24 protein-coding genes are annotated in these 23,192 nt (G+C 40.1%); 23 read left to right on the top strand and 1 reads right to left on the bottom strand.

The window, feature by feature from the left end; translation table 11 throughout:
• The first annotated feature begins 29 nt into the window (after nt 1-29).
• The 9 genes from ACFQIC_RS20325 to ACFQIC_RS20285 all read left to right on the top strand — a co-directional run bounded on the left by ACFQIC_RS20325 (nt 30) and on the right by ACFQIC_RS20285 (nt 8,319).
• Nucleotides 30-1,058, top strand: a complete 1,029-nt coding sequence (locus tag ACFQIC_RS20325) for a DUF4097 family beta strand repeat-containing protein (RefSeq protein WP_204708267.1) — start codon at nt 30-32, stop codon at nt 1,056-1,058.
• Between the two features lie 409 nt (nt 1,059-1,467).
• On the top strand, nt 1,468-1,812 hold the full coding sequence (locus tag ACFQIC_RS20320; RefSeq protein WP_204708268.1) for a phage holin family protein: 345 nt from the start codon (nt 1,468-1,470) through the stop codon (nt 1,810-1,812).
• A 125-nt stretch (nt 1,813-1,937) separates the two neighbouring features.
• Nucleotides 1,938-2,876: an HPr(Ser) kinase/phosphatase gene (hprK, locus tag ACFQIC_RS20315; protein ID WP_204708269.1), complete on the top strand. Its 939-nt coding sequence runs from the start codon at nt 1,938-1,940 to the stop codon at nt 2,874-2,876.
• 15 nt (nt 2,877-2,891) lie between these two features.
• Entirely contained in the window at nt 2,892-3,725 is an 834-nt protein-coding gene (gene lgt, locus ACFQIC_RS20310) for a prolipoprotein diacylglyceryl transferase (RefSeq protein WP_204708270.1), read from the top strand.
• Between the two features lie 13 nt (nt 3,726-3,738).
• Nucleotides 3,739-4,686, top strand: coding sequence for a nucleoside recognition domain-containing protein (locus ACFQIC_RS20305; protein ID WP_204708271.1), 948 nt, complete (start codon nt 3,739-3,741; stop codon nt 4,684-4,686).
• Nucleotides 4,676-5,314, top strand: a complete 639-nt coding sequence (gene ppaX / locus ACFQIC_RS20300) for a pyrophosphatase PpaX (protein ID WP_204708272.1) — start codon at nt 4,676-4,678, stop codon at nt 5,312-5,314. Before ACFQIC_RS20305 ends, ppaX begins: the two co-directional genes overlap by 11 nt.
• A gap of 3 nt (nt 5,315-5,317) precedes the next feature.
• Nucleotides 5,318-5,845, top strand: a complete 528-nt coding sequence (locus tag ACFQIC_RS20295; protein WP_204708273.1) for an acyltransferase — start codon at nt 5,318-5,320, stop codon at nt 5,843-5,845.
• Nucleotides 5,842-6,387, top strand: coding sequence for a glycerol-3-phosphate responsive antiterminator (locus tag ACFQIC_RS20290; RefSeq protein ID WP_204708274.1), 546 nt, complete (start codon nt 5,842-5,844; stop codon nt 6,385-6,387). Before ACFQIC_RS20295 ends, ACFQIC_RS20290 begins: the two co-directional genes overlap by 4 nt.
• A 264-nt stretch (nt 6,388-6,651) precedes the next feature.
• Nucleotides 6,652-8,319 carry a glycerol-3-phosphate dehydrogenase/oxidase gene (locus tag ACFQIC_RS20285; RefSeq protein ID WP_204708275.1) on the top strand — a complete coding sequence of 556 codons (1,668 nt, stop codon included), beginning with the start codon at nt 6,652-6,654 and terminating at the stop codon, nt 8,317-8,319.
• 526 nt (nt 8,320-8,845) lie between these two features.
• Here ACFQIC_RS20285 and ACFQIC_RS20280 read toward each other — a convergent pair.
• On the bottom strand, nt 8,846-9,403 hold the full coding sequence (locus ACFQIC_RS20280) for a DUF2179 domain-containing protein (RefSeq protein WP_204708276.1): 558 nt from the start codon (nt 9,401-9,403) through the stop codon (nt 8,846-8,848).
• A gap of 144 nt (nt 9,404-9,547) precedes the next feature.
• On the opposite strand from ACFQIC_RS20280, the gene ACFQIC_RS20275 reads away from it, so the two are divergent.
• From ACFQIC_RS20275 to trxB, 14 genes are all read left to right on the top strand, one after another.
• Nucleotides 9,548-10,369 (top strand): hypothetical protein, encoded by an 822-nt coding sequence (locus ACFQIC_RS20275; RefSeq protein WP_204708277.1) that lies wholly within the window; start codon nt 9,548-9,550, stop codon nt 10,367-10,369.
• 298 nt (nt 10,370-10,667) lie between these two features.
• Nucleotides 10,668-11,051, top strand: coding sequence for a MerR family transcriptional regulator (locus tag ACFQIC_RS20270; RefSeq protein WP_204708278.1), 384 nt, complete (start codon nt 10,668-10,670; stop codon nt 11,049-11,051).
• Nucleotides 11,051-12,568 carry a class I adenylate-forming enzyme family protein gene (locus ACFQIC_RS20265; RefSeq protein WP_204708279.1) on the top strand — a complete coding sequence of 506 codons (1,518 nt, stop codon included), beginning with the start codon at nt 11,051-11,053 and terminating at the stop codon, nt 12,566-12,568. Before ACFQIC_RS20270 ends, ACFQIC_RS20265 begins: the two co-directional genes overlap by 1 nt.
• An 11-nt stretch (nt 12,569-12,579) precedes the next feature.
• A complete protein-coding gene (locus ACFQIC_RS20260) occupies nt 12,580-14,250 on the top strand; it encodes an acyl-CoA dehydrogenase family protein (protein ID WP_204708280.1) in 1,671 nt (556 codons plus the stop codon).
• Between the two features lie 225 nt (nt 14,251-14,475).
• Nucleotides 14,476-15,654, top strand: a complete 1,179-nt coding sequence (locus tag ACFQIC_RS20255) for an ATP phosphoribosyltransferase regulatory subunit (RefSeq protein WP_204708281.1) — start codon at nt 14,476-14,478, stop codon at nt 15,652-15,654.
• Complete coding sequence (gene hisG / locus ACFQIC_RS20250) at nt 15,654-16,292, top strand: ATP phosphoribosyltransferase (protein ID WP_204708282.1); 639 nt, start codon at nt 15,654-15,656, stop codon at nt 16,290-16,292. The genes ACFQIC_RS20255 and hisG overlap by 1 nt, the downstream gene beginning before the upstream one ends.
• The gene (hisD, locus tag ACFQIC_RS20245) at nt 16,289-17,563 is read left to right on the top strand and encodes a histidinol dehydrogenase (RefSeq protein WP_204708283.1); all 1,275 of its coding nucleotides are present in this window, start codon (nt 16,289-16,291) and stop codon (nt 17,561-17,563) included. Before hisG ends, hisD begins: the two co-directional genes overlap by 4 nt.
• Nucleotides 17,563-18,153, top strand: a complete 591-nt coding sequence (gene hisB / locus ACFQIC_RS20240) for an imidazoleglycerol-phosphate dehydratase HisB (RefSeq protein WP_204708284.1) — start codon at nt 17,563-17,565, stop codon at nt 18,151-18,153. Before hisD ends, hisB begins: the two co-directional genes overlap by 1 nt.
• Nucleotides 18,154-18,783, top strand: coding sequence for an imidazole glycerol phosphate synthase subunit HisH (gene hisH, locus ACFQIC_RS20235; protein WP_204708285.1), 630 nt, complete (start codon nt 18,154-18,156; stop codon nt 18,781-18,783). It abuts the gene before it with no gap.
• A gap of 12 nt (nt 18,784-18,795) precedes the next feature.
• Complete coding sequence (gene hisA, locus ACFQIC_RS20230; RefSeq protein ID WP_204708286.1) at nt 18,796-19,527, top strand: 1-(5-phosphoribosyl)-5-[(5-phosphoribosylamino)methylideneamino]imidazole-4-carboxamide isomerase; 732 nt, start codon at nt 18,796-18,798, stop codon at nt 19,525-19,527.
• Complete coding sequence (hisF, locus tag ACFQIC_RS20225; protein ID WP_204708287.1) at nt 19,527-20,285, top strand: imidazole glycerol phosphate synthase subunit HisF; 759 nt, start codon at nt 19,527-19,529, stop codon at nt 20,283-20,285. Before hisA ends, hisF begins: the two co-directional genes overlap by 1 nt.
• Nucleotides 20,282-20,905: a bifunctional phosphoribosyl-AMP cyclohydrolase/phosphoribosyl-ATP diphosphatase HisIE gene (gene hisIE / locus ACFQIC_RS20220; RefSeq protein WP_204708288.1), complete on the top strand. Its 624-nt coding sequence runs from the start codon at nt 20,282-20,284 to the stop codon at nt 20,903-20,905. The genes hisF and hisIE overlap by 4 nt, the downstream gene beginning before the upstream one ends.
• A gap of 99 nt (nt 20,906-21,004) precedes the next feature.
• On the top strand, nt 21,005-22,021 hold the full coding sequence (locus ACFQIC_RS20215) for a tetratricopeptide repeat protein (protein WP_204708289.1): 1,017 nt from the start codon (nt 21,005-21,007) through the stop codon (nt 22,019-22,021).
• A gap of 79 nt (nt 22,022-22,100) precedes the next feature.
• Nucleotides 22,101-23,069: a thioredoxin-disulfide reductase gene (trxB, locus tag ACFQIC_RS20210; RefSeq protein WP_204708290.1), complete on the top strand. Its 969-nt coding sequence runs from the start codon at nt 22,101-22,103 to the stop codon at nt 23,067-23,069.
• Nucleotides 23,070-23,192: the final 123 nt, after the last annotated feature.

The following is a 23,192-nucleotide window of genomic DNA, read 5'->3' as shown; positions in this document are numbered from 1 at the left end:
AATAAATATAAAAAAGGAGCGATCTATTTATGAGCGAAGAACGTATAAAAATTTTAAAAATGGTTGAAAATGGAACAATTTCTGCTGAAGAGGGCGAGAAACTCCTTAAAGCAGTTGAATATTCTAAAGAGGAAGATCAAACTAAAGCATCTGGAAAAAAATATGGAGTCAAAGACTTTGTAGGAGAAGCCTTTGAAAAAATTAAAAATGCTGACTTTGATCTCTCATTTGGTGAAGCGGTAGAGTTCGAGTATCATCATGAAACGAGTGAGGAATTGTTTCACGATGTAGATATTTCTATTGCTAACGGCTCCTTGCACATGGAACCATGGCAAGAACCGTATGCGCGAGCGGAATGTCGTGTCAAGGTATATCAAGCATCTGACGAGAAGGAAGCACAAGAGCAATTCCTATCTGAGGGGCAATTTGAGGTTAATAGCGGCGTTCTTCGGTTAGCTAATCCTTCAAGAAAAATAAAAACATTTGTGAAACTGTATTTACCTGAGCGACGCTATACGTTTATTAAATCTAAGCTCTCTAACGGCTCGATAACCTCACATGATATTCAAGCTGATCATTTTAATTTGAAAACGAGCAATGGCTCTCTGAGGTTAAAAGGTTCTAAAGGAGAAAAGTGTAAATTAGAAACAGGAAATGGCTCAATTACGATTCTAGAGAGTGAATTTGATTCCTCTGAGACAGACACCATTAATGGTTCTGTAAAGGTTGATGGTCAATTTGGAAAAAATGATGTGTCTGCTGTGTCAGGAAGTATTACCGTAAATAATTACGGGGAACAAGCTCATACTGGTTTCTTCAAAACGACAACAGGACAAATCGTTGTTCACTTACCAGAAAATAAAAGAATTGATGGAAAGTTAAGTTCCAGTATGGGTAGTGTAACTTGTAAATTAGACAATTATAAGATTCTTAATAATAAAAAGGAAATTATGAGCAAAGAATTAGTATTTGAAGCCTTTGAGGAATTTGAAAATGTTTATCATTTTGAAGCGGATACTAAGACAGGGTCTGTTACGGCCAAAGGTTCTTCTTTATAATTCTTTAAGTTAAGGCAATGTTAATGTTGATAGTTGCCAAGTTGAGGAAGAAGTTTATTCAATTATCGGTTAGGATTTGTTGCAGACTTGATTCCGAGATTGTGTGGAGAAAGGGGAGGTGGGGAAGGAGTCGCTTTCCGTGGGCGTGCGTTGAGCCTCCTCGGTCGTTGTCACTCCCTGTGGGGTCTCGTCGTTTCAAAGCCACCCCATTCGACATGGAAATGAACGAACCCCCGGCATAGGAGAATGCGTCTTACCTATGCTATAGAATAAAGAAGCTGAGTCTTACACAATCTGGGGCTTTAACGGAATAAGATAAGCAACTTGCCTAATAAAGAAATCATTATTTTGTTGTAAAAAAATCAACCACAAAACTTAACACAGCCTAAGTTAAAAGAAGGTGAATGTAGTGAAAAATTGGTTCTTGCATATATTGGTGAACGCGGTGGCGATAGTAATTGTAAGTTTTATATTTACCTCAGTTGAAATTGATGGATTTGTCGGTGCGTTGATTGCAGCTTTCATTCTATCCATTCTCAACGCGATCGTTAGACCCATCCTTGTGCTTCTGACTTTGCCAATTACCGTTCTAACCCTAGGGCTCTTTTTATTAGTCATTAATGCAATAACTTTAGCCATGACAGATGGATTATTAGGGACGATGTTCGAAATTAGTGGATTTGGCATGACATTAGTAGCAGCCCTAGTCATTTCCTTACTCAATCTTGTATTAAATAGCATAATTAAAGATTAGCTTAAAAAGTCATTCTCCTTTCTCCTGTAAGTAATCAAGCTTACAGGGATTTTTTTCTGTCCAAGATTGTACTAAAACATGCTACAATAAGGGACAGTGACGATACGAACCAAGGAGGTATATAGATGAGTAAAGTTAGAACGGAGCATTTACTGGAACAGTTTGAGATCGAGCTTGTTGCAGGTGAGGATGGTGTCCATCGCGAAATACATATGAGTGATATTTCCCGTCCGGGTGTAGAGATGACAGGTTATTTTAAATTTTATCCGCAAGATCGTTTACAGTTACTAGGGAAGACGGAGCTTTCCTATTTCAATGAACTCACTCATGAACAACGTGTACATCGTGCCGAGCATTTGTGTACGGATATTACACCTGGAATCGTTATTACAAGAGGAATGGATATCCCTGAGGAATTAGTAGTAGCCGCTAAAGAAGCGGGTGTCCCGTTAATGCGTTCTCCTCACAAGACCACTCGTGTAATTAGTCGGTTAACTAATTTTCTTGAATCAAAATTTGCTCCGTTTACGGCAATCCATGGAGTTCTTGTTGATATTTATGGTATTGGTGTATTAATCACAGGTCAGAGTGGTGTAGGTAAAAGTGAGACAGCTCTTGAACTTGTGAAACGTGGTCACCGACTTGTTGCAGATGACAGTGTAGAGATTCGTCAAGAAGATTATGATACATTAATAGGAAATAGCCCTCCTCTAATTGAACATTTGCTGGAAATACGTGGGTTAGGGATTATTAATGTCATGACCCTCTTTGGTGCAGGTGCTGTACGTAGCTTTAAACGCATTACTCTTGCTATTAACTTGGAAATATGGGATAAAAATAAACAATATGACCGTTTAGGCTTAGAAGAAGAAACATTAAAAATTATCGATGCAGAAATTCCAAAAGCAACGATACCTGTTCGTCCTGGACGTAACTTAGCGGTTATTATTGAAGTAGCTGCGATGAACTTCCGATTGAAGCGGATGGGTGTTAATGCGGCTGAAGAATTTTCAGAGCGATTAACCAAGGTAATTGATGAAGATCATTCACCAACAGAAGAGTAAAGGAGTGAATAGCAAGTGGCTTGTACACCTGAAGCGTTAGACCGAGTATTAATACAGCTTGGCCCATTGTCCATATATTGGTATGGGGTCATTATTGCGACAGGAGCTTTTCTTGGATTATTAATAGCGACACGAGAGACCGAGCGATTAGGCATAAAAAAAGATTATATGGTAGACATTGTGGTTTATGCGATTCCAGCAGCCATTATATGTGCCAGAATTTATTACGTCATTTTTGAATGGGAGCGCTATGTAGGTGGCCCCTGGTGGAGTATGTTTGCGATTTGGGAAGGCGGAATCGCGATTCACGGTGCGTTAATTGGAGCGTTTGCGACAGCCTATTTATATACTAAAATAAAAGGGTTGTCTTTTTGGATGATTGCGGATATCGTCGCTCCAAGTATTATCTTAGGACAGGCGATCGGTCGCTGGGGTAATTTTATGAACCAAGAGGCGCACGGAGGTCCTGTTTCAGAGTCATTTTATAACAACTATATGCAGTATTTGCCTAATTTTATTAATCAGCAAATGTGTATTGATGGAACGATCTATCACCCGACGTTCCTATATGAATCATTATGGAATATTTCAGGTTTTATATTATTACTTGTATTAAGACATAAGTTTAATCCACGCCGTGGAGAAGTATTTATTAGCTATATCATCTGGTACTCTATCGGTCGTTTTTACGTAGAAGGTCTGCGTACAGATAGTCTATATTTATTCGGTGAATTGCGAACCGCTCAAGTTATATCAGTCTTGCTTATTATCTTTGCGATTGTCGTAATGATTTATCGTAGAAAAGTAGGGTTAGCGAATAAATATTATAATGGTAAAAAGGTTAAGTAAGGAGGAGCGAAGCATGCTAAGCATTTTAAAAGAAGGGCTTAAAAAAGGCTTGCAGTTAACGTGGACGTTAGGAAAAGTTATTTTTCCTGTCACGTTAATTGTGACCATTCTACAGTTCACGCCTGTACTTCCTTGGATTATGAAACAGCTAGAGCCAATCATGGGATTATTAGGCCTTTCTGGAGAAGCTGCCGTTCCTCTTGTGCTCGGTAATTTTCTAAACTTATACGCAGGGATAGCCGCGATTATTTCGTTTGATTTTACTGTGAAAGAAGTATTTATTTTGGCTGTGATGTTATCGTTCTCTCATAACTTGATAATTGAGTCGACCGTTGCTAAAAAAGTAGGGGTGAGTTGGTGGCTCGTTATCGGAGTTAGACTTGGGTTAGCCTTTATCTCAGCCGTGTTGATCAATGTGACGTGGAACGGCGGTCAGGAGCAGGCGAAATATGGATTTGCACCTGATAATCAAGTAGTTCCTGAAGGTTGGATGGAGATCATTTTGCAGGGGTTTCAAACGGCGGCGATGGGAATTGTTCAGCTTGCGTTAATCGTCATTCCCTTAATGGTCGTTATGCAGTATTTAAGAGAAAAAGGGTGGTTGGAACGCTTTTCTGAATGGTTGGCACCAGCCACTGGTTTTCTTGGAATGGAACGAAATACATCGATGACGCTAGCTGCTGGATTAACGATCGGGCTTGCTTATGGAGCAGGATTGATGATTCAAGCTGTTGAAGAAGATGGCGTTTCAAAAAAAGATATGTTTTTAGCTATGATTTTTCTAGTTTCCTGTCATGCGGTTGTGGAAGATACATTAATCTTTATTCCGCTCGGAATCCCAATTTGGCCGCTTCTGGCCATTCGTTTACTAACAGCTATTCTTTTAACAGCGGCTGTTGGCTTTGTGTGGAACAGGATGAAACGTGAGAAGAGAAGGAGAAGTTTGAGTCATGAATATTAATACAATCCTATTTGATTTAGATGGTACGTTAATCGATACTAATGAGTTGATCATCGCTTCATTTACTCATACCATTAAACAATATGCTAATCGTTCCTATAGTCGCGGAGAAATTTTAGAGTTTATAGGCCCTCCATTACGAGAGAGTCTACAAACGGTCAATCCCGAAAAAGTAGAAGAGATGATTGCAACGTATCGTGAGCATAACGTTGCTAATCATGATCGCTATGTGACAGCATACGAAGGAGTAGTAGACACGATCAAGTCACTAAAATCTCAAGGTTATCGACTTGGTATTGTGACAACTAAAATGCGTCATACTGTACAGATGGGACTTGATCTAACAGGGCTTGATGGTCTATTTGAAACGGTTGTTACATTAGATGATGTGCAACATGCTAAACCTCACCCTGAACCTATAATAAAAGCACTGAAAGATCTTGGTGGTAATCCATCAGAGACGCTTATGGTTGGGGATAATACACACGACGTGGAAGCTGGTAAAAATGCAGGGACTCTAACTGCGGGCGTAGCTTGGACGGTAAAAGGTCGTCATGTCCTTGATGAACTGAACCCAGACTATATGCTGGAAAAGATGAACGACCTACTCGAAATTGTAGGAGGATAAACGATGCGTCGGACGAAACGGTATCAGGTTCGTGGAGCAAATTCACTCTGGCATATTTATCGAACGGTTCCTTTCACAAAAGTAGTTAAAAACTTCATTATTATTCAATTGGCGAGGTACACTCCATTTTTAAACGTGAAAAATGGTCTGTACCGCCGTTTTTTAAAGATGAGAGTGGGGGATGAGACCGCTTTTGCTCTGATGGTGATGGTGGATGTTATGTTTCCTGAAAAAATTTCAGTGGGACGGAATTCTGTGATTGGGTATAATACGACGATTCTGGCCCATGAATACTTAATTAGCGAATATCGTTTAGGGGAAGTTGAAATTGGTAGTGAAGTGATGATTGGTGCAAATTCTACGATTCTTCCTGGTGTGAGAATTGGTGATGGAGCAATTATATCTGCCGGAACTCTTGTTCATAAGGATGTTCCGTCTGGAGCTTTCGTTGGGGGCAACCCGATGCGGCTAATCTATACAAAAGACCAGATGGACGAACATATGGAAAAAGGAGGTGTGGTAGAGGAATGAGTATAAACCAGACCGTTTTACCTGCAGTCAAAAGTATGAAGGATTTCGAGAAGCTTTTGAAAACGTCTAGTGAATATATCATTATTCTTGAAAGCCGGTTAGGTTTACTACAAAACGTTGTAAGAGCAGGACAAAAGGCGGGCAAAAAGGTTTGGATCCATGTTGACTTGATACAGGGCTTAAAAGCTGATAACTATGGAATGGAATTTATTGGGCGAATGGTCAAACCTGATGGTGTGATTACCACAAGATCTCACGTTATTCAGCAAGCCAAAAAGTATAAATTAGTGTCTGTACAACGGTTGTTCCTAATCGATAGTCAAGCCGTCGACCATAACGTATCGATTATTAATAAAGTGCAGCCTGATTATGTCGAAGTTTTACCAGGGATTGTACCTGGAATGATTAAAGAAATTAAAGATCGGACAGGTGTTCCGGTCATTGCTGGTGGACTAATTCGTACGGAAGAAGAAGCGGTAGCAGCGATTCAAGCAGGGGCTTCTGCGGTATCTACTTCACGTTCGGAGTTGTGGAATTTTTAACAAATTGATGTACATAGTTAGAGTTCTTTAAAATGTAAACTTCGGAGTAGATTTTTAGTAAGATCTCTGGTACACTGCAAATAAGTTAATATGTATAGGTCGGAGATATGGAGAGACCACGATGCTTTGTAACAAACGTTATAAAGCAGTTCGTGGTCTCTTTTTTTATTCAATAAAATCAGTTCCTATACATAACGAGATCTTGATTAGGGAAAAGGTTATCAGACGATCTAAATGAAACATATCGATAAAAGGAGAGGTATTATGAAATCATTTTCTAGTTATCATCGTAATAAACAATTCAGTGAACTAAGTCAGGAAGATTGGGATATACTCGTCATAGGTGGAGGTATAACTGGATCAGGGATCGCTCTTGATGCTGCAAGCCGAGGCATGAAAACAGCAGTAATAGAAATGCAAGACTTTGCAGCTGGTACATCAAGTCGTTCTACAAAACTAGTGCACGGTGGCTTGCGCTATTTAAAACAATTTGAAGTGAAAATGGTCGCAGAAGTAGGGAAAGAACGTAAGATTGTTTATGAAAATGGCCCGCACGTTACCACACCAGAATGGATGATGCTTCCGTTCCACGAAGGCGGAAACTTTGGACCTTTCACGACTAGTCTAGGTTTAAGAGTCTATGATTACTTAGCTGGTGTGAAGAAGAAAGAAAGGCGCACGATGTTTAATATAGATGAAACGATGGAACGTGAACCTTTAGTTAAAAAAGAAGGACTTAAAGGAGCGGGTTTTTATGTGGAATATAAAACGGATGACGCCCGGCTTACTTTAGAAGTGATGAAGAAAGCTGTAGAACATGGAGCTAATTCAGTGAATTATACAAAAGTGACAGACTTCATTTATAATAATTCCGGGAAAATAGCAGGAGTTCTCGTTGAGGATACGGTAAGTGGTGAAACCTATCAAGTCAACGCTAAGCGTGTAGTTAATGCAGGTGGACCTTGGGTAGATGAACTTCGTGAAATGGATGGTTCAAAGCAAGGGAAAACTCTCCAATTAACAAAAGGAGCTCACCTTGTGTTTGATCAGTCAGACTTTCCTTTACAACAAGCGGTTTATTTTGATACTCCAGATAAACGAATGATTTTTGCTATACCAAGAGATGGCAAAACGTATGTAGGTACAACAGATACACCCTATAAGGAGAAAATTGCTCATCCAAAACTTACAACAGCTGACCGCGCCTATATTTTAGAGGCCATTCATACGATGTTTCCTTCGGTGAAAGTGACGGCTGAAGATGTAGAGTCAAGCTGGGTGGGCGTTCGACCACTCATTCATGAAGAAGGTAAGGACCCGTCAGAAATCTCTAGAAAAGATGAAATTTTCGTTTCTGATTCAGGTTTGATTTCTATGGCTGGAGGTAAATTAACGGGGTACCGCAAAATGTCACAAACGGCTATTGACCTCGTTCGTGACCAGCTGGCTGAAGAGTATGGCATCCGTTATTCTGATTCGGAAACGCTTCGAATGCCTATCTCTGGCGGGGAAGTGAATGGAGCAGAAGGATTTAAAACTTTTAAAGAAGAACGAGTTAAAATCGGTGGATCACTAGGTTTATCAGCAGAAAAGTCTGCAGAGCTTGTTAACCTTTACGGAGCCAATGTAGATACTGTCTTTCAACTGTTTAAAAACAAAAAAGAGGAAGCTCTTGAGGCTGGAATCGATCCAACTGTCTTCGCTCAGCTGCAAATGGCAATGCAATATGAATTAGCCTATAAACCTGTTGATTTTTTCGTTCGTCGCACGTCAGCTCTATTTTTTAATATCTCCTGGGTACATGAGCATAAAAAGCCAGTTATAGAATTTATGGCAAAGGAACTGAATTGGTCCGAACAACAAAAGAAGGAATATAGCGATGAATTAGATGAACTGCTAAGAGAAGCAGTTGAACCTGTTGAAGTACGTTAAATTATTAGAAACGAATCCCAATATAAATTGAGGGGTTCGTTTTTTCTATGTAGACTATGGTTGAATAGATAGGAATCTCAATCATTTGGTGAATTGTGTGGTACCTGGTACCACACAATTTAAGCGCATGCATAGTGAGTCTTCAGTCATTTGATTTATTTTGCTATTCCTATTATGATTCAAGAGGAGTCCTCCTTTTGATGTTTGTATTTGGTTTTACAAATGCATCATAACGGAGGGCTTTTATTTATTCAAGGTCCCTTTTCTAAATCCCATAGGAATCTCCTGTGGGACACACGCGTTAGATGAGACCCCAGAAGGCGGCTCAGCGCACGCCCACGGAAAGCAACTCCTTCCTACCTCCCCTTTCTCCACATCGAGTCTGCAATAATCCTGCCCGATGGTTGAATAAACTTCTTCCTCAACTCAGTCAAAATACTATATTAATGTTTAACATAGCTTATAAATAAGAGAGTGATGACCCTCTTAGGAGCCATCACTCTCGAATATCGTAGTAACGATGAATTTAAACTTCTGTTACTTTTTCCTTTTTCTGCCTTTTCAAATTAAGTCTTCTCTTCATAGCTTTCACAAGGAAACCACCTTTAAATTTCCTCGGTTCATAAGAAATAATAAAAGCTTTCGGTTCGTATTCTTCAATAAGTACCTCTAGTTTAGGTTCCCGGCTTCTTTTCGTCAAAATTTCTAGTTTATATCTTTCACTATCCCGGCCTTCCCCGGCATACAAGGTTACTCCATATCCTTCCATTCGTAACTTTTCAATTAACGCTTCATTTTTGGATTGGAGATTAACATTGTAAGCTGTGTAACCTATAGCTAATTTATTTTCAATAATCCCGCCTAAATAGATTCCTATTCCAAAACCGAGCGAGTATGCCACCATCGCACCTATACTTTGTTCGCCACTCAGTACTAAAGAAACACCAAAAATATAGACCAATGCTTCTAAGGCCCCTACAAAAGAGGCTCTTTCCTTTTGATTTTTCACCATAAATACTGTTCGAAGTGTGAGTATAGGTACAAACACAATTTGAATGAAAAATATCAACATAATATCCCACATGAAATAATCCCCCATTTTCCGATTCGTTTATTCTTTTTATCTTCCCATACAATATAGTATTAACTACAATAATCATAGAAAAAAATTTGTGAGAATAGTACAATAAGGTTATCCAATTTTTTCAAAGAATGGATGTGTAGATACATGAGTAATGTACAACAATTGATTCGTCGAGATGGAATAAGACAATTAGTCACAGGGGGAATATTGATCGCCCTGATGATCTTTTTTATAGTGGCAATTTTTCTTACGGGTTTTAGTAGTCTTTTATTAAGTTCGATATATAGTATTGTATTTGGGATAATGGGTATTGCAGTGTTCAGGAGTGGTTGGAGGGATTATTTACAAGCGAACAATTCCGAGGGTTTTATAAAAGATTCTACACATGACGTGTTTGACCAGTTACCGGCTCGTATGTATATAGGGCATGAATTCTCCACGATTTTCCATGCTTGTTTGTATGATATGGATGGCAAATTATACAGCGAGATTAAGCAATCTCAGCAATTTGATCTTAAATTTTTTCGTCCATTTATTTTGTGGTTTTCCGGTAGTTCAATGATGCCGGCTAGCTATCAAATGTATGGAGAAAATGGGCAGCCTTCCTATTCAATTGATAAAAAAGGTGGCTTCCATTACAAGGGTTACGTACAGCATCCTGAAGGCGTATTTATCGCCTATACGACTCACGAAAAGCAAAAAAAATCAGGGCGTAGTATATACCGTTATATAGAAGGAGACGATTGTCGCTGGCAGGCGGAAGGCGATGCAGTGATTGGTCATCTTCAAGTAAAAGATGAAGAAGGTCGACTATGGGCCATGATCAAACGCGATGCAATACCACGGGAAGCTGTTGATCGTTTTGAAAAAACACCTGGATATTTAGTAGAATGGAAGATTCGTAAACAGGTTCCTCATTCCCTTATTGCTTTTCTCTTTTTACTGCAAACAAATACAGGAGTTTAAATGAAATCATGGTTTGGTCAGTTTGGATTACATAACATTAAATAAAAGAAGCCGTCCAATTTGCATATAAATTGGACGGCTTCTTTGTTATCTGTAGGAACAGCATCATTTCGTTGTTGGAAACAGAGAAATCGTTCCTAACCAATCAACCTCGTCATTTCAATCAGGGAACAAATCTAAATTGGAACATACTTTTGATCTTTTGATTTATTTGTAAAAGTGTCTTGATCTTTACGTTAACGTCAATGGTATTATTAGTTTATTAGAATTATAAAAACGAAAGAAGGGGAGGAGGTACATGAATCATGAATCAATAACTTCTGTAGCGCGCCAGTTTAATGTTAGTACGAGAACGATTCGTTATTACGAGGAATTAGGTTTGATTATACCGAATCGTAGTAAAGGACAACGTGTTTTTTCTTCTAAAGAGAAAACGAGATTAAGCTTAATTTTACGAGGTAAAAAGTATGGCTTTCAGCTTCATGAAATCAAAGAAATGATCCAGCTTTTTGATCAGGACCCATCTGGAGTAAGGCAGTTAGAAGCAACGATTCAATACGGAAATCACAAGGTTGAGGAAGTGGAAGAACGAATTGAAGAACTGCAGCTCCTTCGATCGGAAATGAATGGTTGGCTTGTGAAGTTTAATGATGAATTAATTAAACGAAAAGGGGAATCCTAATGAATCTTTCCGAATTATTAGCCTATCAGTCAAGAAAATATCCTCATAAGCAAGGAATCGTTACACCTCATGAAACAATCACTTATCGTGAATGGAATCATCTTGTTACCCGATGCGCCAAGGGATTACAGAGGCTTGGAGTTGAGCAAGGCGATAAAGTGATGATTCGCATGCCTAATACCAAAGAGTTTTTATTCAGTTACTTTGCCATTCATAGATTAGGAGCGCTAGCTGTTCCAATTAACGCGAAATTAATAGCCAATGAGATTTCTTATATTTACAAACATAGTGATGCCAAAGTTTTTATTACCCATGATATGCTTTTTCAGCAAGTAAAGGCGATGGATCAGGGTCACGAAGGAATCTTCATAAAAACTGGTGAAGCTAGCGAGGGTTGGCTGGCGTTTGACCAACTTCTACAAGAAAATAGTGACCCTGAAATTGTAAGCGCTTCATATGATGAGGACGAGGCTTCCATTTTATATACATCTGGAACGACGGGTTATCCTAAAGGTGTCGTTTTCACCAATAAAAACATTTTAACGGTCGCCACCATGATGGCGATCGAGATGAAAATGGGGCAAAGTAGTCGATTGCTGCACATGATGCCACTGAGTCATTCCGCTCCGCTTCATTTGTTTTTAGCAGCAGGGACGTACGTGGGTGCTACACATGTCTTGGCTCCGACATTCACTCCTGATCTACTGTTAGAAATGGTGGAGAAAGAGCGGGTGACTCACTTCTTCGGTGCGCCGGTAGCTTATCAGCTGACAGCGAAACATCCAGAGGTCCGATCAGCGGATTTATCTTCTATGGAGTACTGGGTTTATGGCGGAGCGCCACTCGATAGGTCCGATGTTGAGTTTGTGAAGCAAGCTTTTCAAACTGACCAGCTTTGTTGTGTATATGGACTAACAGAAGCCGGACCCAATGGCACCTTGCTGCTGCCGGAAGATCATGATGACAAAGCTGGAAGTATTGGCAAACGGGCGGCATTAAATTGTGAAATGTCACTAGTTGATGAACAAGGGGATCCCGTTCCTCAAGGTGAAGTTGGCGAGATCGTTCTTAGAGGTGATGGAAATATGAAGGGGTATTATAAGGATGAGGAAAAAACGAACGAATCCTTAAGAGATGGCTGGCTATTTACAGGTGACATGGCGCAACTGGATGAAGACGGGTTTATATGGGTTGTTGATCGTAAAAAAGACATCATATTATCAGGTGGCGTAAATATCTATCCGAAAGAAATTGAAGAAGTATTACTCTCTCATCCTCACGTTCAAGATGTTTCCGTTGTTGGTGTGCCGCATCCAGATTGGGGTGAGACGGTTAAAGCGTTTGTCGTACAAGATGGACAATTAGACGACGTAGCAGAAGAGTGCAAGCAACTTTTAGCAGATCAATTAGCAACTTATAAAATTCCGAAATTATATGAAGTATTAAATGAATTACCAAGAAATGCAACAGGCAAGCTTTTAAAAAATCAGCTTCGTGAACAAAATCAGCGAGCATAGGAGGTGATCGCATGAATTTTTACAAACAAGATGAAGACTTGCAAGCTATACTTCAAAGTAAACTTGATAAGACTTTCTATAATTGGGCGGATGAGCAATTGACGGCATTTGGTGGACTTTGTGCAGAAGAAATTGACCGACGAGCCATTCATACCGACCGAGAAGGCCAGCCGCAATTAATAAAATACAATAAAATGGGTGAGGACATTTCCGAAGTATGGGTGAACGAGGGTTATCGGAAAACGGTTAAGGAAACATATAATGAGGGTATCGTTGGATATGTTCATAAAGAAATTCCTGGACTTGGCCATAAAGGTAATTATTTATATTCGTATGCTCAAGGTTACTTGTTGTCTCAAGCTGAACCGGGATTTTATTGTCCCGTCACCTTAACGATGGCTACTGCCTATTTAATCGATCACTATGCTAGCGATGATTTGAAAAAGCGTTATCTGCCTCATGTACTGGCGACTGGAGATACAGAACTTTATGAAGGAGCGACTTTCTTAACAGAGCGCCAAGGAGGTTCTGACGTGGGAGCCAATGAAGTAAAGGCTGTCACCGAGAATGATCATTACCAAATTTATGGTGAAAAATATTTTGCAAGTAATGCGGGCATGTGCGGTGTAACTATGGTGCTTGCACGTATCGAAGGTGCACCGTCTGGATCAAAAGGATTGAGTCTTTTCCTCGTGCCATGGCGTAATGATGATGGGACATTGAATGGTCTGTCGATTCGGAGATTAAAGGATAAACTTGGTGTACGTGCTGTGCCATCTGCTGAAGTTGAATTTGAAGGAGCCGAAGCTTACTTAGTGGGTGAGGCGGATCGTGGATTCTATTATATGATGGAGGCATTAAATTTATCTAGAGTTTGTAATGCGATTGCATCTGTAGGCATTATGCGCCGTGCTTACACAGAGGCAAGTCATTATGCGATCGATAGAAAAGCCTTTGGTCAGTCGCTGATTCAGTACCCAATGATTCAGGATACACTTGTGAACATGCGAGTAAAGCAAGAAGTGGAAACGAGTGCTGTCTTTCAAATGATCGAACGATTTGATCAAATGGCACGTTATCCTGGACAAGCGAGTGAAAAGGAGCAAATTTTCAACAGGTTGTTGATTGCCATTTTGAAAAAGGAAACGGCTGAACAATCAATTCATTTTGCTCACGAAGCGATTGAAATGCATGGTGGAAATGGATTTATTGAGGATTTTGTTACGCCGCGGTTACTTCGTGATGCACAAGTATTAACGGTTTGGGAAGGAACAGGGAACATTCTGGGGCTAGAAGTTATTCGGTTGCTAACGAAGTATAACGCCCACAAAATGTTATTTGCAGAGCTGGATAGCGAATTGAACCAACTATCGATCCTTTCTGATAAAAGTGATGTACTGAGAGTTGAGCTAGAGAAAGCAAAGATCTGGGTGGAGGAAGTGCTTCAATTGCCCGGTCACTTGCAAACCTTTCATAGCAAGACGATTGCGAAAAAACTATCGGATTTATATGAAGCCGTTCATGCATTGAAGCGAGCTCATGAGAGTGAGCGTAAACGTAAAGTAGCGGAAGTATTTATTGAGCAAGTTTTTCAAGATGAGCGGGACGTTTCGAATCCGTTAACGTTGAAATATGTGGAGGAAATTTTACAAGTATCTTTGCCTGTTCCAGCTGATGTGTGATTGCACACATCAGTTTTTTTGTTTGGACAGATTGCGTGTTCATTCGGGCTAATTATTTAAAAATCGGCTCAATTATCAAAAAAACGACTTAATTAATAACTGTGAACCGCTACATTTAGTCAGAAAATGTTATGATATGAGGTACTGATAGGAACATTTGACGGCTTAACTTCATCGTGTTAGCATATTAGCATACTAAAGGATTTTGAAAGGACGGAATTCGAAATGGCGAGACGGCTTATGTTTGAAAAACCATTAGGAATGCGCGACACGCTTCCTTTTTTTTATAACCAAAAATCAAAGGTGAGAGAACAATTAAAGTCTTCGATCTTATCTTATGGCTATTCTTTTATGGATACTCCCTTTCTTGAATATCACGAAACGGTAGGTAAAGTGAGTGCCACAAAAGAGCAGAGATTGTTTAAGTTATTGGACCAACAAGGACATACACTTGTTTTACGTCCAGATATGACAGCCCCTATTGCACGTGTAGCTGCTTCACAACTTAAGGACGCAGAGTATCCTTTGCGCCTCGCTTATGATGGCCCTGTATTTCGAGCTCAGCAAGCAGAAGGTGGGAAGCCAGCACAGTTTGAGCAAGTGGGGACAGAACTAATTGGTGACCACTCTTCCTATGGAGATGCAGAGGTGATCGCTCTCTTAGCAGAATCATTGAAACAAACAGGATTAAATGATTTTGTCATTACAATCGGACATATAGGCTATGTCAAAGCATTCTTCAAGGACTTATTAGGCGAAGATGAAGAAACAAAGGGCATTCTCCTGGAACATTTATATCGAAAAAATTATGTCGGATTTCGTGAACAAGTGAAGATGTTAACCCTAGCAGAAGAAAAGAAAAATGCTTTGTTAGAACTCCTTAATCTACGTGGTGGATCTGAAGTTTTTTCAGCTAGTAAATCATTGGCTCGAAATCAAATTTGTATGCAAGCTGTCAACGAATTGAAGCAGCTTCATAAGTTATTAAGCAATTATGGTGTGGAAGAACACGTCCGCTTTGACTTTAACTTGATTAGTCATATGAATTATTACACGGGTATTCTCTTTGAGGGCTATGCTCCGAACCTAGGTGCCCTGCTATGCAACGGAGGCCGCTATGATACGTTACTTCCGTCCTTTCAACTAAATGCATCAGCGACTGGATTTGCGGTTCACTTAGAACGTTTGGTTGAAGCATTAGATGATCAGGAAAATGGAGACCAACGAGTGTCCGTAATTGTTGATGACGACACCCACGCATCAGGAATAGAAAAAGCAAAAGAACTACGCCAGGAAGGTTTTCAAGTACTCTTACAGCACGTTGATCAAATTCCAGACTTGGAAGAGTTTAAAAAGCAATTAAAAGAATCTGTGGATTTTACCTCAAAAGGAGGGAGATCGTAATGAATAAACCTTTAACAATAGCCATGCCAAAAGGGCGTATTTATGAAGAGGCCGCTGAATTAATGCAACAGGCAGGCTATGACTTATCAGCCGATGGGGAAGAATCGCGCAAGCTTATCTTAGAATTCCCTGAGCAAAATATACAAATTATGATGGCGAAACCTATGGACGTCGTCACCTATGTGGAGTATGGAGCTGCTGATATTGGTATCGCCGGGAAAGATGTGCTATTGGAACAAGACCGAGATGTGTATGAAGTTCTTGATTTAAAAATAAGCCCTTGTTATGTCGCCGTCGCGGGTTTACCTAATCAACCGCTCAGTCGGATAGCCCCAAAGATAGCAACCAAGTATCCGAAAATAGCTTCCGATTATTTTCGTGAGCAAGGGGAGCAAATCGAGATTATACCTTTGAACGGATCCATTGAACTCGCTCCAATTATCGGCTTAACCGATCGAATTGTTGATATTGTTTCTACAGGTAGAACGTTAAAGGAAAACGGATTGGTAGAATATGAGAAAATTACTGATATAACGTCTCGCTTAATTGTAAATCCTGTCAGTTATCGACTGAAGAGTGAAGAAATTGATCAAATGGTGAATGGTTTAAGTAAAGTTGTGGAGGGAGAGCAACCGTGAAGGTGATCCAAAAACACGAACTAACTTCATTAAAAAGAAGTGTTGATCAAGGAACTGAAGAACAGCGTGAATCTGTAAAAAGAATCATTAAGGATGTAAGACAAGGCGGCGATAATGCCGTTAATTCTTTTACGCAAACTTTTGATCAAGTGTCCCTTAATGAATGGCGAGTGACGGAAGAGGAAGTCGATGAAGCTTATGAGTCGATAGATGGTGAGTTTGTAGAGATCCTAAAAGAAGCGTCTCAAAACATCCGTCAATTTCACGAACATCAAACAACAAATTCATGGTTTGAACCTTCTGCAGACGGCTCAATATTAGGACAGAAAGTTACTCCTATTGATGCTGTAGGCATTTATGTTCCTGGAGGGACAGCGGCTTATCCTTCGTCTGTATTTATGAATGTTATTCCTGCTCAAGTTGCAGGTGTAGACCGTATTGTTATGATGACACCACCCGGCAAAGACGGTAAGGTTCCTGCAGGTGTATTAGTAGCGGCTAAGTTATTAGGCGTACAAGAAGTTTATAAAGCGGGCGGAGCCCAAGCGATTGCGGCACTCGCTTATGGAACGGAAACGCTTGATCCTGTTGATAAAATAACCGGTCCAGGTAACGTATATGTTGCTTTGGCCAAACGTGAAGTTTTCGGGGATGTTGATATTGATATGATTGCTGGACCAAGCGAAATCGCGGTCTTGGCTGATGAGACGGCACGCCCTAACGAGGTGGCAGCTGATTTGCTATCGCAAGCTGAACACGATGCCCGTTCGTCCAGTGTTTTAGTTACGACAAGCGAACAATTAGCGAAGCAAGTCCAGCAATTTGTTGCTGAACAGCTTAAATCCTTACCTCGTTATGATATCGCAAAAGCGAGTATTGAAGATTATGGTGCAATTATTGTATGTGTGAACATTCAGGAAGCAATTGATACGGTCAATGAGATTGCAGCAGAACACTTAGAAATCATTACGAAGGATCCTTTTCAAGATATGGCGAAAGTTAAGCATGCTGGTGCTATTTTTATAGGACCTTACAGTAGTGAACCTGTAGGTGATTACTTTGCTGGACCTAATCACGTATTGCCTACTAGTGGAACGGCTCGTTTTTCCAGTCCTTTGTCTGTTGATGATTTTGTGAAAAAGTCGAGTATCATTTCATACAGTGAACAAGCTTTGAAGAACAACGCTAATAAAATAGCTCAATTCGCTAGACTTGAAGGATTAGAAGCTCACGCAAGAGCTGTAGAAACTCGGAAGGAGCGATGGAAATAATGTCAAATCGAAACGCGACGCTAACTCGTAAGACAAGAGAGACAGACATTAACCTTCAATTTGCCATTGATGGCGAGGGTAAGTCCGACCTTGAGGTGCAAGTCCCTTTCATGGCACATATGCTCGAATTATTTACAAAGCATGGAATGTTTGATTTATCTGTTATTGGCAAGGGTGATGTCGAGGTGGATGATCACCACTTAACAGAAGATATCGGAATTGTTCTCGGTCAGGCGCTAAGGGAAGCCCTAGGTGATAAATATGGAATTAAGCGTTATGGATCTATGACATTGCCGATGGATGAAACATTAGTTACGGTAGCTGTTGACTTAAGCGACCGGCCTCATTTGGAATGGCGGGCTGAGCTTCCTAAAGATAGAGTAGGAACTTTTGATACAGAGAATGTTCATGAATTTTTTTGGAAATTAGCGGTAGAAGCTCGTATGAACCTACATATCGTACTTCACCATGGTCACAATACTCATCATATTATCGAGGCAATGTTTAAAGCACTAGCAAGAGCATTAGATGAGGCCACTACGGTTGATCCAAGAATTAAAGGGGTGCCGAGTACGAAAGGGAGTTTATAAATGATTGGAATTATCGATTATGGAATGGGGAATCTATTTAGCGTTTCTAAAGCCTTAGAACGGATGAACGTTCCTTATATAATTGGGGATCGCCCTGACCAAATTGATCATTGCGATGGTTATATTTTACCAGGTGTCGGCGCATTTCCTGATGCAATGAAGGCTTTAGCTGAACATGGGTTTATACACTTCATTCAACAAAAAGTAGAGAGCGGGGTTCCCATTTACGGTATTTGCTTGGGTATGCAGCTGCTTTTTGAAGAAAGTGAAGAAGGTGGACATACAAAAGGACTCGGTTTATTTCCTGGGAAAATAACTAAGTTTCCTGGAGTGAACGAGCAAGGAAATTCCTATAAAGTACCTCACATGGGATGGAATCAGCTGAATTTACGGAAATTGGATAGTCCTATTATGGAGAATGTTGGCGAAGAATATGTGTATTTTGTCCATTCTTATGTTGTTCAAACAGATGAAGATGAAATTTTATATGCAACGGCGGATTACCATAAAGAGGTACCAGCGATCGTTGGAAAAGGTAATCTTGTAGCCAGCCAGTTTCACCCTGAAAAAAGTGGTCGTGCAGGAATTCAGCTGCTAGAAAACTTTTGTAAACGAATCGTTAAACAGTGAGGAGCCTATAATATGAGCTTTACAATCTTTCCGGCCATTGATATGCGAAATGGCCAATGTGTTCGCCTGGAGCAAGGCGATTTTAATAAGCAGACAGTCTATGGAGATAACCCCTTTGAAGTCGCAAAAGGCTTTGTTGAGGCGGGAGCTTCCTGGATTCATATGGTTGATTTAGACGGAGCAAAAGAAGGATCAAAGCAGAATGCAGAGCACGTTATAAAAGTTGCCCAACAGTTAGAAGCTCGAGTGCAAATTGGTGGTGGCATTCGTTCTGAAGAAGATGTTGATTATTATCTAAGCCGAGGTATTGATCGTGTCATCATCGGTTCGCTAGCCGTGCGTGATCTTTCTCTTACGAAACGGTTACTTCGTAAATATGGTGAACAAATTGTCATAGGTCTTGATGCACGAGACGGATATGTCGCCACAGAAGGATGGCTTGAGAAGTCAGAAGTGCAGGCTGTTGATCTTGGAAAAGAATTAGCGGAAGCCGGTGCCCAAACTTTTGTATATACGGATATTGCAAAAGACGGAATGCTCCAAGGACCTAATACAAAAGAGATTGTTCGGTTAGCAGAACAAACGGGTGTGGATGTGATTGCTTCAGGAGGTATTCAAGGTGTGGATGATCTTCAAGAACTTAAAAAGTATCAAAGTCGAAACGTAATAGGTTCGATTGTTGGTAAAGCACTTTATACGAATCGAATCCAACTCACTGAAGCGCTTAATGAGGAGGTTCGCTAATGTTATCTAAACGGATCATTCCTTGTCTAGATGTTAAAGAAGGTCGTGTAGTAAAAGGTGTTCAGTTCGTTGACATCAGAGATGCTGGAGACCCTGTGGAACTAGCAAAAGTCTATGATGAACAAGGGGCAGATGAGCTTGTCTTTTTAGATATTTCAGCAACTCATGAAGGTAAAAAGACAATGATCGATGTCGTTCGCTCTGTCGCTTCAGAGTTAGCTATTCCTTTTACAGTAGGTGGTGGAATCCGGACACTTGAAGATATGAAAGAAACGCTTCGAAATGGAGCGGATAAGGTGTCACTAAATTCTGCAGCAGTTAAACGTCCGGAAGTGATCAAAGAAGGCGCAGACTATTTTGGCGCGCAGTGCATTGTTGTCGCCATTGACGCACGATTTGATGAAGAAGCTAATACTTGGCGTGTTTATACTCATGGAGGACGTACCCCTACAGAATGGCTCGTCACGGATTGGGCTAAAGAAGCTGTCCGTCTTGGTGCAGGAGAAATTTTATTAACGTCGATGAACCAGGATGGGGAGAAATCGGGATTTGATTTAGCTCTTCTTCATGCTGTTCAGGAAGTCGTTACAGTACCCGTTATTGCTTCAGGTGGAGCTGGGTCTGCGGAACATTTTTATGAAGTATTTAATGAAGTAAATGCAGACGCTGCTTTAGCTGCATCCATTTTTCACTATAAAGAAACATCCATAAAAAATGTGAAAGAACATTTACGTTCGAAAGGGGTCGTTGTACGATGAATATTGATGAGGTTGTTTTTGATGAAAAAGGGTTAGTTCCAGCAATTGTCCAGGATGCTCGTTCTAAATCTGTATTAACGCTAGCGTACATGAATAAAGAATCGTTAAAAATGACACTGGAAAAAAGAGAAACAGTTTTCTACAGCCGTTCTCGTGAAGAGCTTTGGCATAAAGGGGCTACCTCTGGCAATACGCAAACTGTCGAAAGCCTTCATTATGACTGTGATCAGGATGCCATTTTAGTCCAAGTGGTCCCTGAAGGTCCCGCGTGTCATAAAGGAGATTATAGCTGTTTTGGTGAATCGTTAATTAAAACAGGAGAACCAGTGACAGAAAAACCTTATGAAATACTAGATGAGCTTCGTCAAGTTTTATCTGAGCGGAAGACGACTTTACCTGAAGGCTCTTACACATCACAGCTTTTCCAAGAGGGTGTCGACCGGATTGCTAAGAAAATCGGAGAAGAAGCTGGAGAAGTTATTATTGCTGCTAAAAATGATGATAAAGAAGAATTAGCTATGGAATCTGCGGATTTACTATTTCACTTGCTTCTGTTAATAACCGATCGGGGAGTCAGTTTTGACCAAGTACTTTCCGTTTTAGAATCTCGTCACAGATAAGTTTGTAAGAAAATTACTTAAAACTCCTATTTCAAACGCAATATTCTATGTTATACTGCATAATTAGTGAGAAATGGACACGGAAGTAGGAGGACAGTCATGACGACATCACTTAATCCAACCATTGCAAACAAACAGTCTAACATTCTGCCGTTTTTACCTACAGGGAACTTTTACTTTTCCTATGGTATTCAAGCATTTAAAAAGCGCCGGTTTGATGCAGCTGTTAAATGGTTGAAGAAAGCAATAGAATTGTCACCTGATGAACCACTTTACCCATGCCAGCTTTCTATTATTTATACGGAAGTTGGTTCTTATCATGCAGCCAATCAGCTGCTAAGCGAAGTAGTTGATAGCTACGGAGAAGAGTATTCCGATTGCTATTATTTGATGGCAAACAATTACGCTCACTTAGGGTTATTAAGTGATGCCAAAAAATATGCAGATATATATATGGAACAAGCAGGTGATGGTGACTTTGAAGAAGCAGCATCCCAACTTATAGAAATGTTAAATTCTCTAGAAGAGGAAGAGCCTGAAGATGAATATGCTTTTGATGATGAGGACGAATTAATCATCCATCAAGAGACAGCATTTTATCACTTAGAGAATGAGGAATGGGAGAAAGCCCTGACTATTTTGCATGAAATGATGCAATTATTCCCAGAGTTTACCTTAGCCAAGCACCAGTATGCTTACGCTCTTTTCCACAGTGGAAACCAGGATGAAGCGATAGAACTTGAAAAACAATGGATTGTAGCTGACGCAAAAGATATTCATAGTTATGTTAATTTAGCTGCTTTTTATTTGGCTAATGGTCAGAAAGAGTTAGCATTTGAACACATTGATCCGTTAAGAAACGTTTACCCAATGCATGATCAACAAAAGCTAGCGATAGCTGAAACGTTAGCTCGTGCCGGTTATTACCAAGAATCCGTTGATCGTTTTCGAGGATTGAAAAATAAATTGGTGGTAGGAAGAAAAGGATACTATAAATGGTTTAGTATAGCTTCTTATCAAACTGGAAAACCATCCCGAGCTTTAAACTTGTGGGAAAAAGGTTGTAAACAGTTTCCTCATCTCAGTGAGGAAGTCGGTCCTTGGGAATACCAATAAGCATATTTATGGACGACTTTTCGACAATTTATTATGATAAGTATAGTAAAGTTAGAGTGAAATGAGGAGTTGATCTACAATGACAGAAGAAGTTATTTATGATGTCATTATTGCAGGTGCAGGACCCGCAGGTATGACGGCTGCTGTATACACGTCACGCGCTAATTTAGATACTTTAATGCTTGAACGTGGTATACCAGGAGGTCAAGTAGCGAATACAGAAGATGTTGAAAACTATCCAGGATTCGAGAGTATTCTAGGTCCGGATTTATCTAATAAAATGTTTGAACATGCGAAAAAATTCGGTGCAAAGTATGCATATGGCGATATTAAAGAGATCATAGATGGTAAAGAATACAAAACAGTTATTGCTGGTTCAAAAGAATACAAAGCTCGTAGTGTTATTATTACAACAGGGGCTCAATATAAAGAACTCGGCGTACCTGGTGAAAAAGAGCTTGGAGGCCGTGGTGTATCTTATTGTGCCGTGTGTGATGGAGCCTTTTTCCGGGATAAAGAACTTGTAGTAGTAGGTGGGGGAGACTCTGCCGTAGAAGAGGGGGTTTATTTAACTCGCTTCGCAAGCAAGGTTACAATTGTCCACCGTCGTGAAGAACTTCGTGCACAAAAGATTCTCCAGGATCGAGCGTTTGACAATGAAAAGATTAATTTCATTTGGAATACTGAAGTGAAAACAATCAATGATAAAGATGGCAAAGTGGGAAGTGTGACACTTTATAACAATAAAACAGGTGAAGAGTCTCAATTTGATGCAGACGGTTCATTTATCTATATCGGTATGAATCCATTGAGTGGGCCTTTTGAAAGCCTAGGAGTTACCAATGGTCAAGGATATATTGAAACAGATGAACGTATGGAAACGAAACTTCCAGGTGTCTTTGCAGCTGGAGATATTCGTGAAAAAGAATTGCGTCAAATTGTTACAGCAACAGGCGATGGCAGTATCGCTGCTCAATCAGCTCAACACTATATCGAAAACTTGGAAGAAGAATTAAAAGCTGTTAATAAAAAAGTAACTACATCTTAACTCTCTTGTAACACGTACGAAACATTTTTGGGTTAAAATTAAGGTGATTAATTGACCCCCTTTTAATAGATAGATCTCTATTAGGCACAGGTGTTTATCACCTGTGCACTTTTTAATGCATGG

Source organism: Halobacillus seohaensis, assembly GCF_042663045.1.
In the GTDB taxonomy this organism is placed as follows: Bacteria; Bacillota; Bacilli; order Bacillales; family Halobacillaceae; genus Halobacillus_A; species Halobacillus_A seohaensis.
This window is presented reverse-complemented; position numbering and strand designations above follow the sequence as displayed.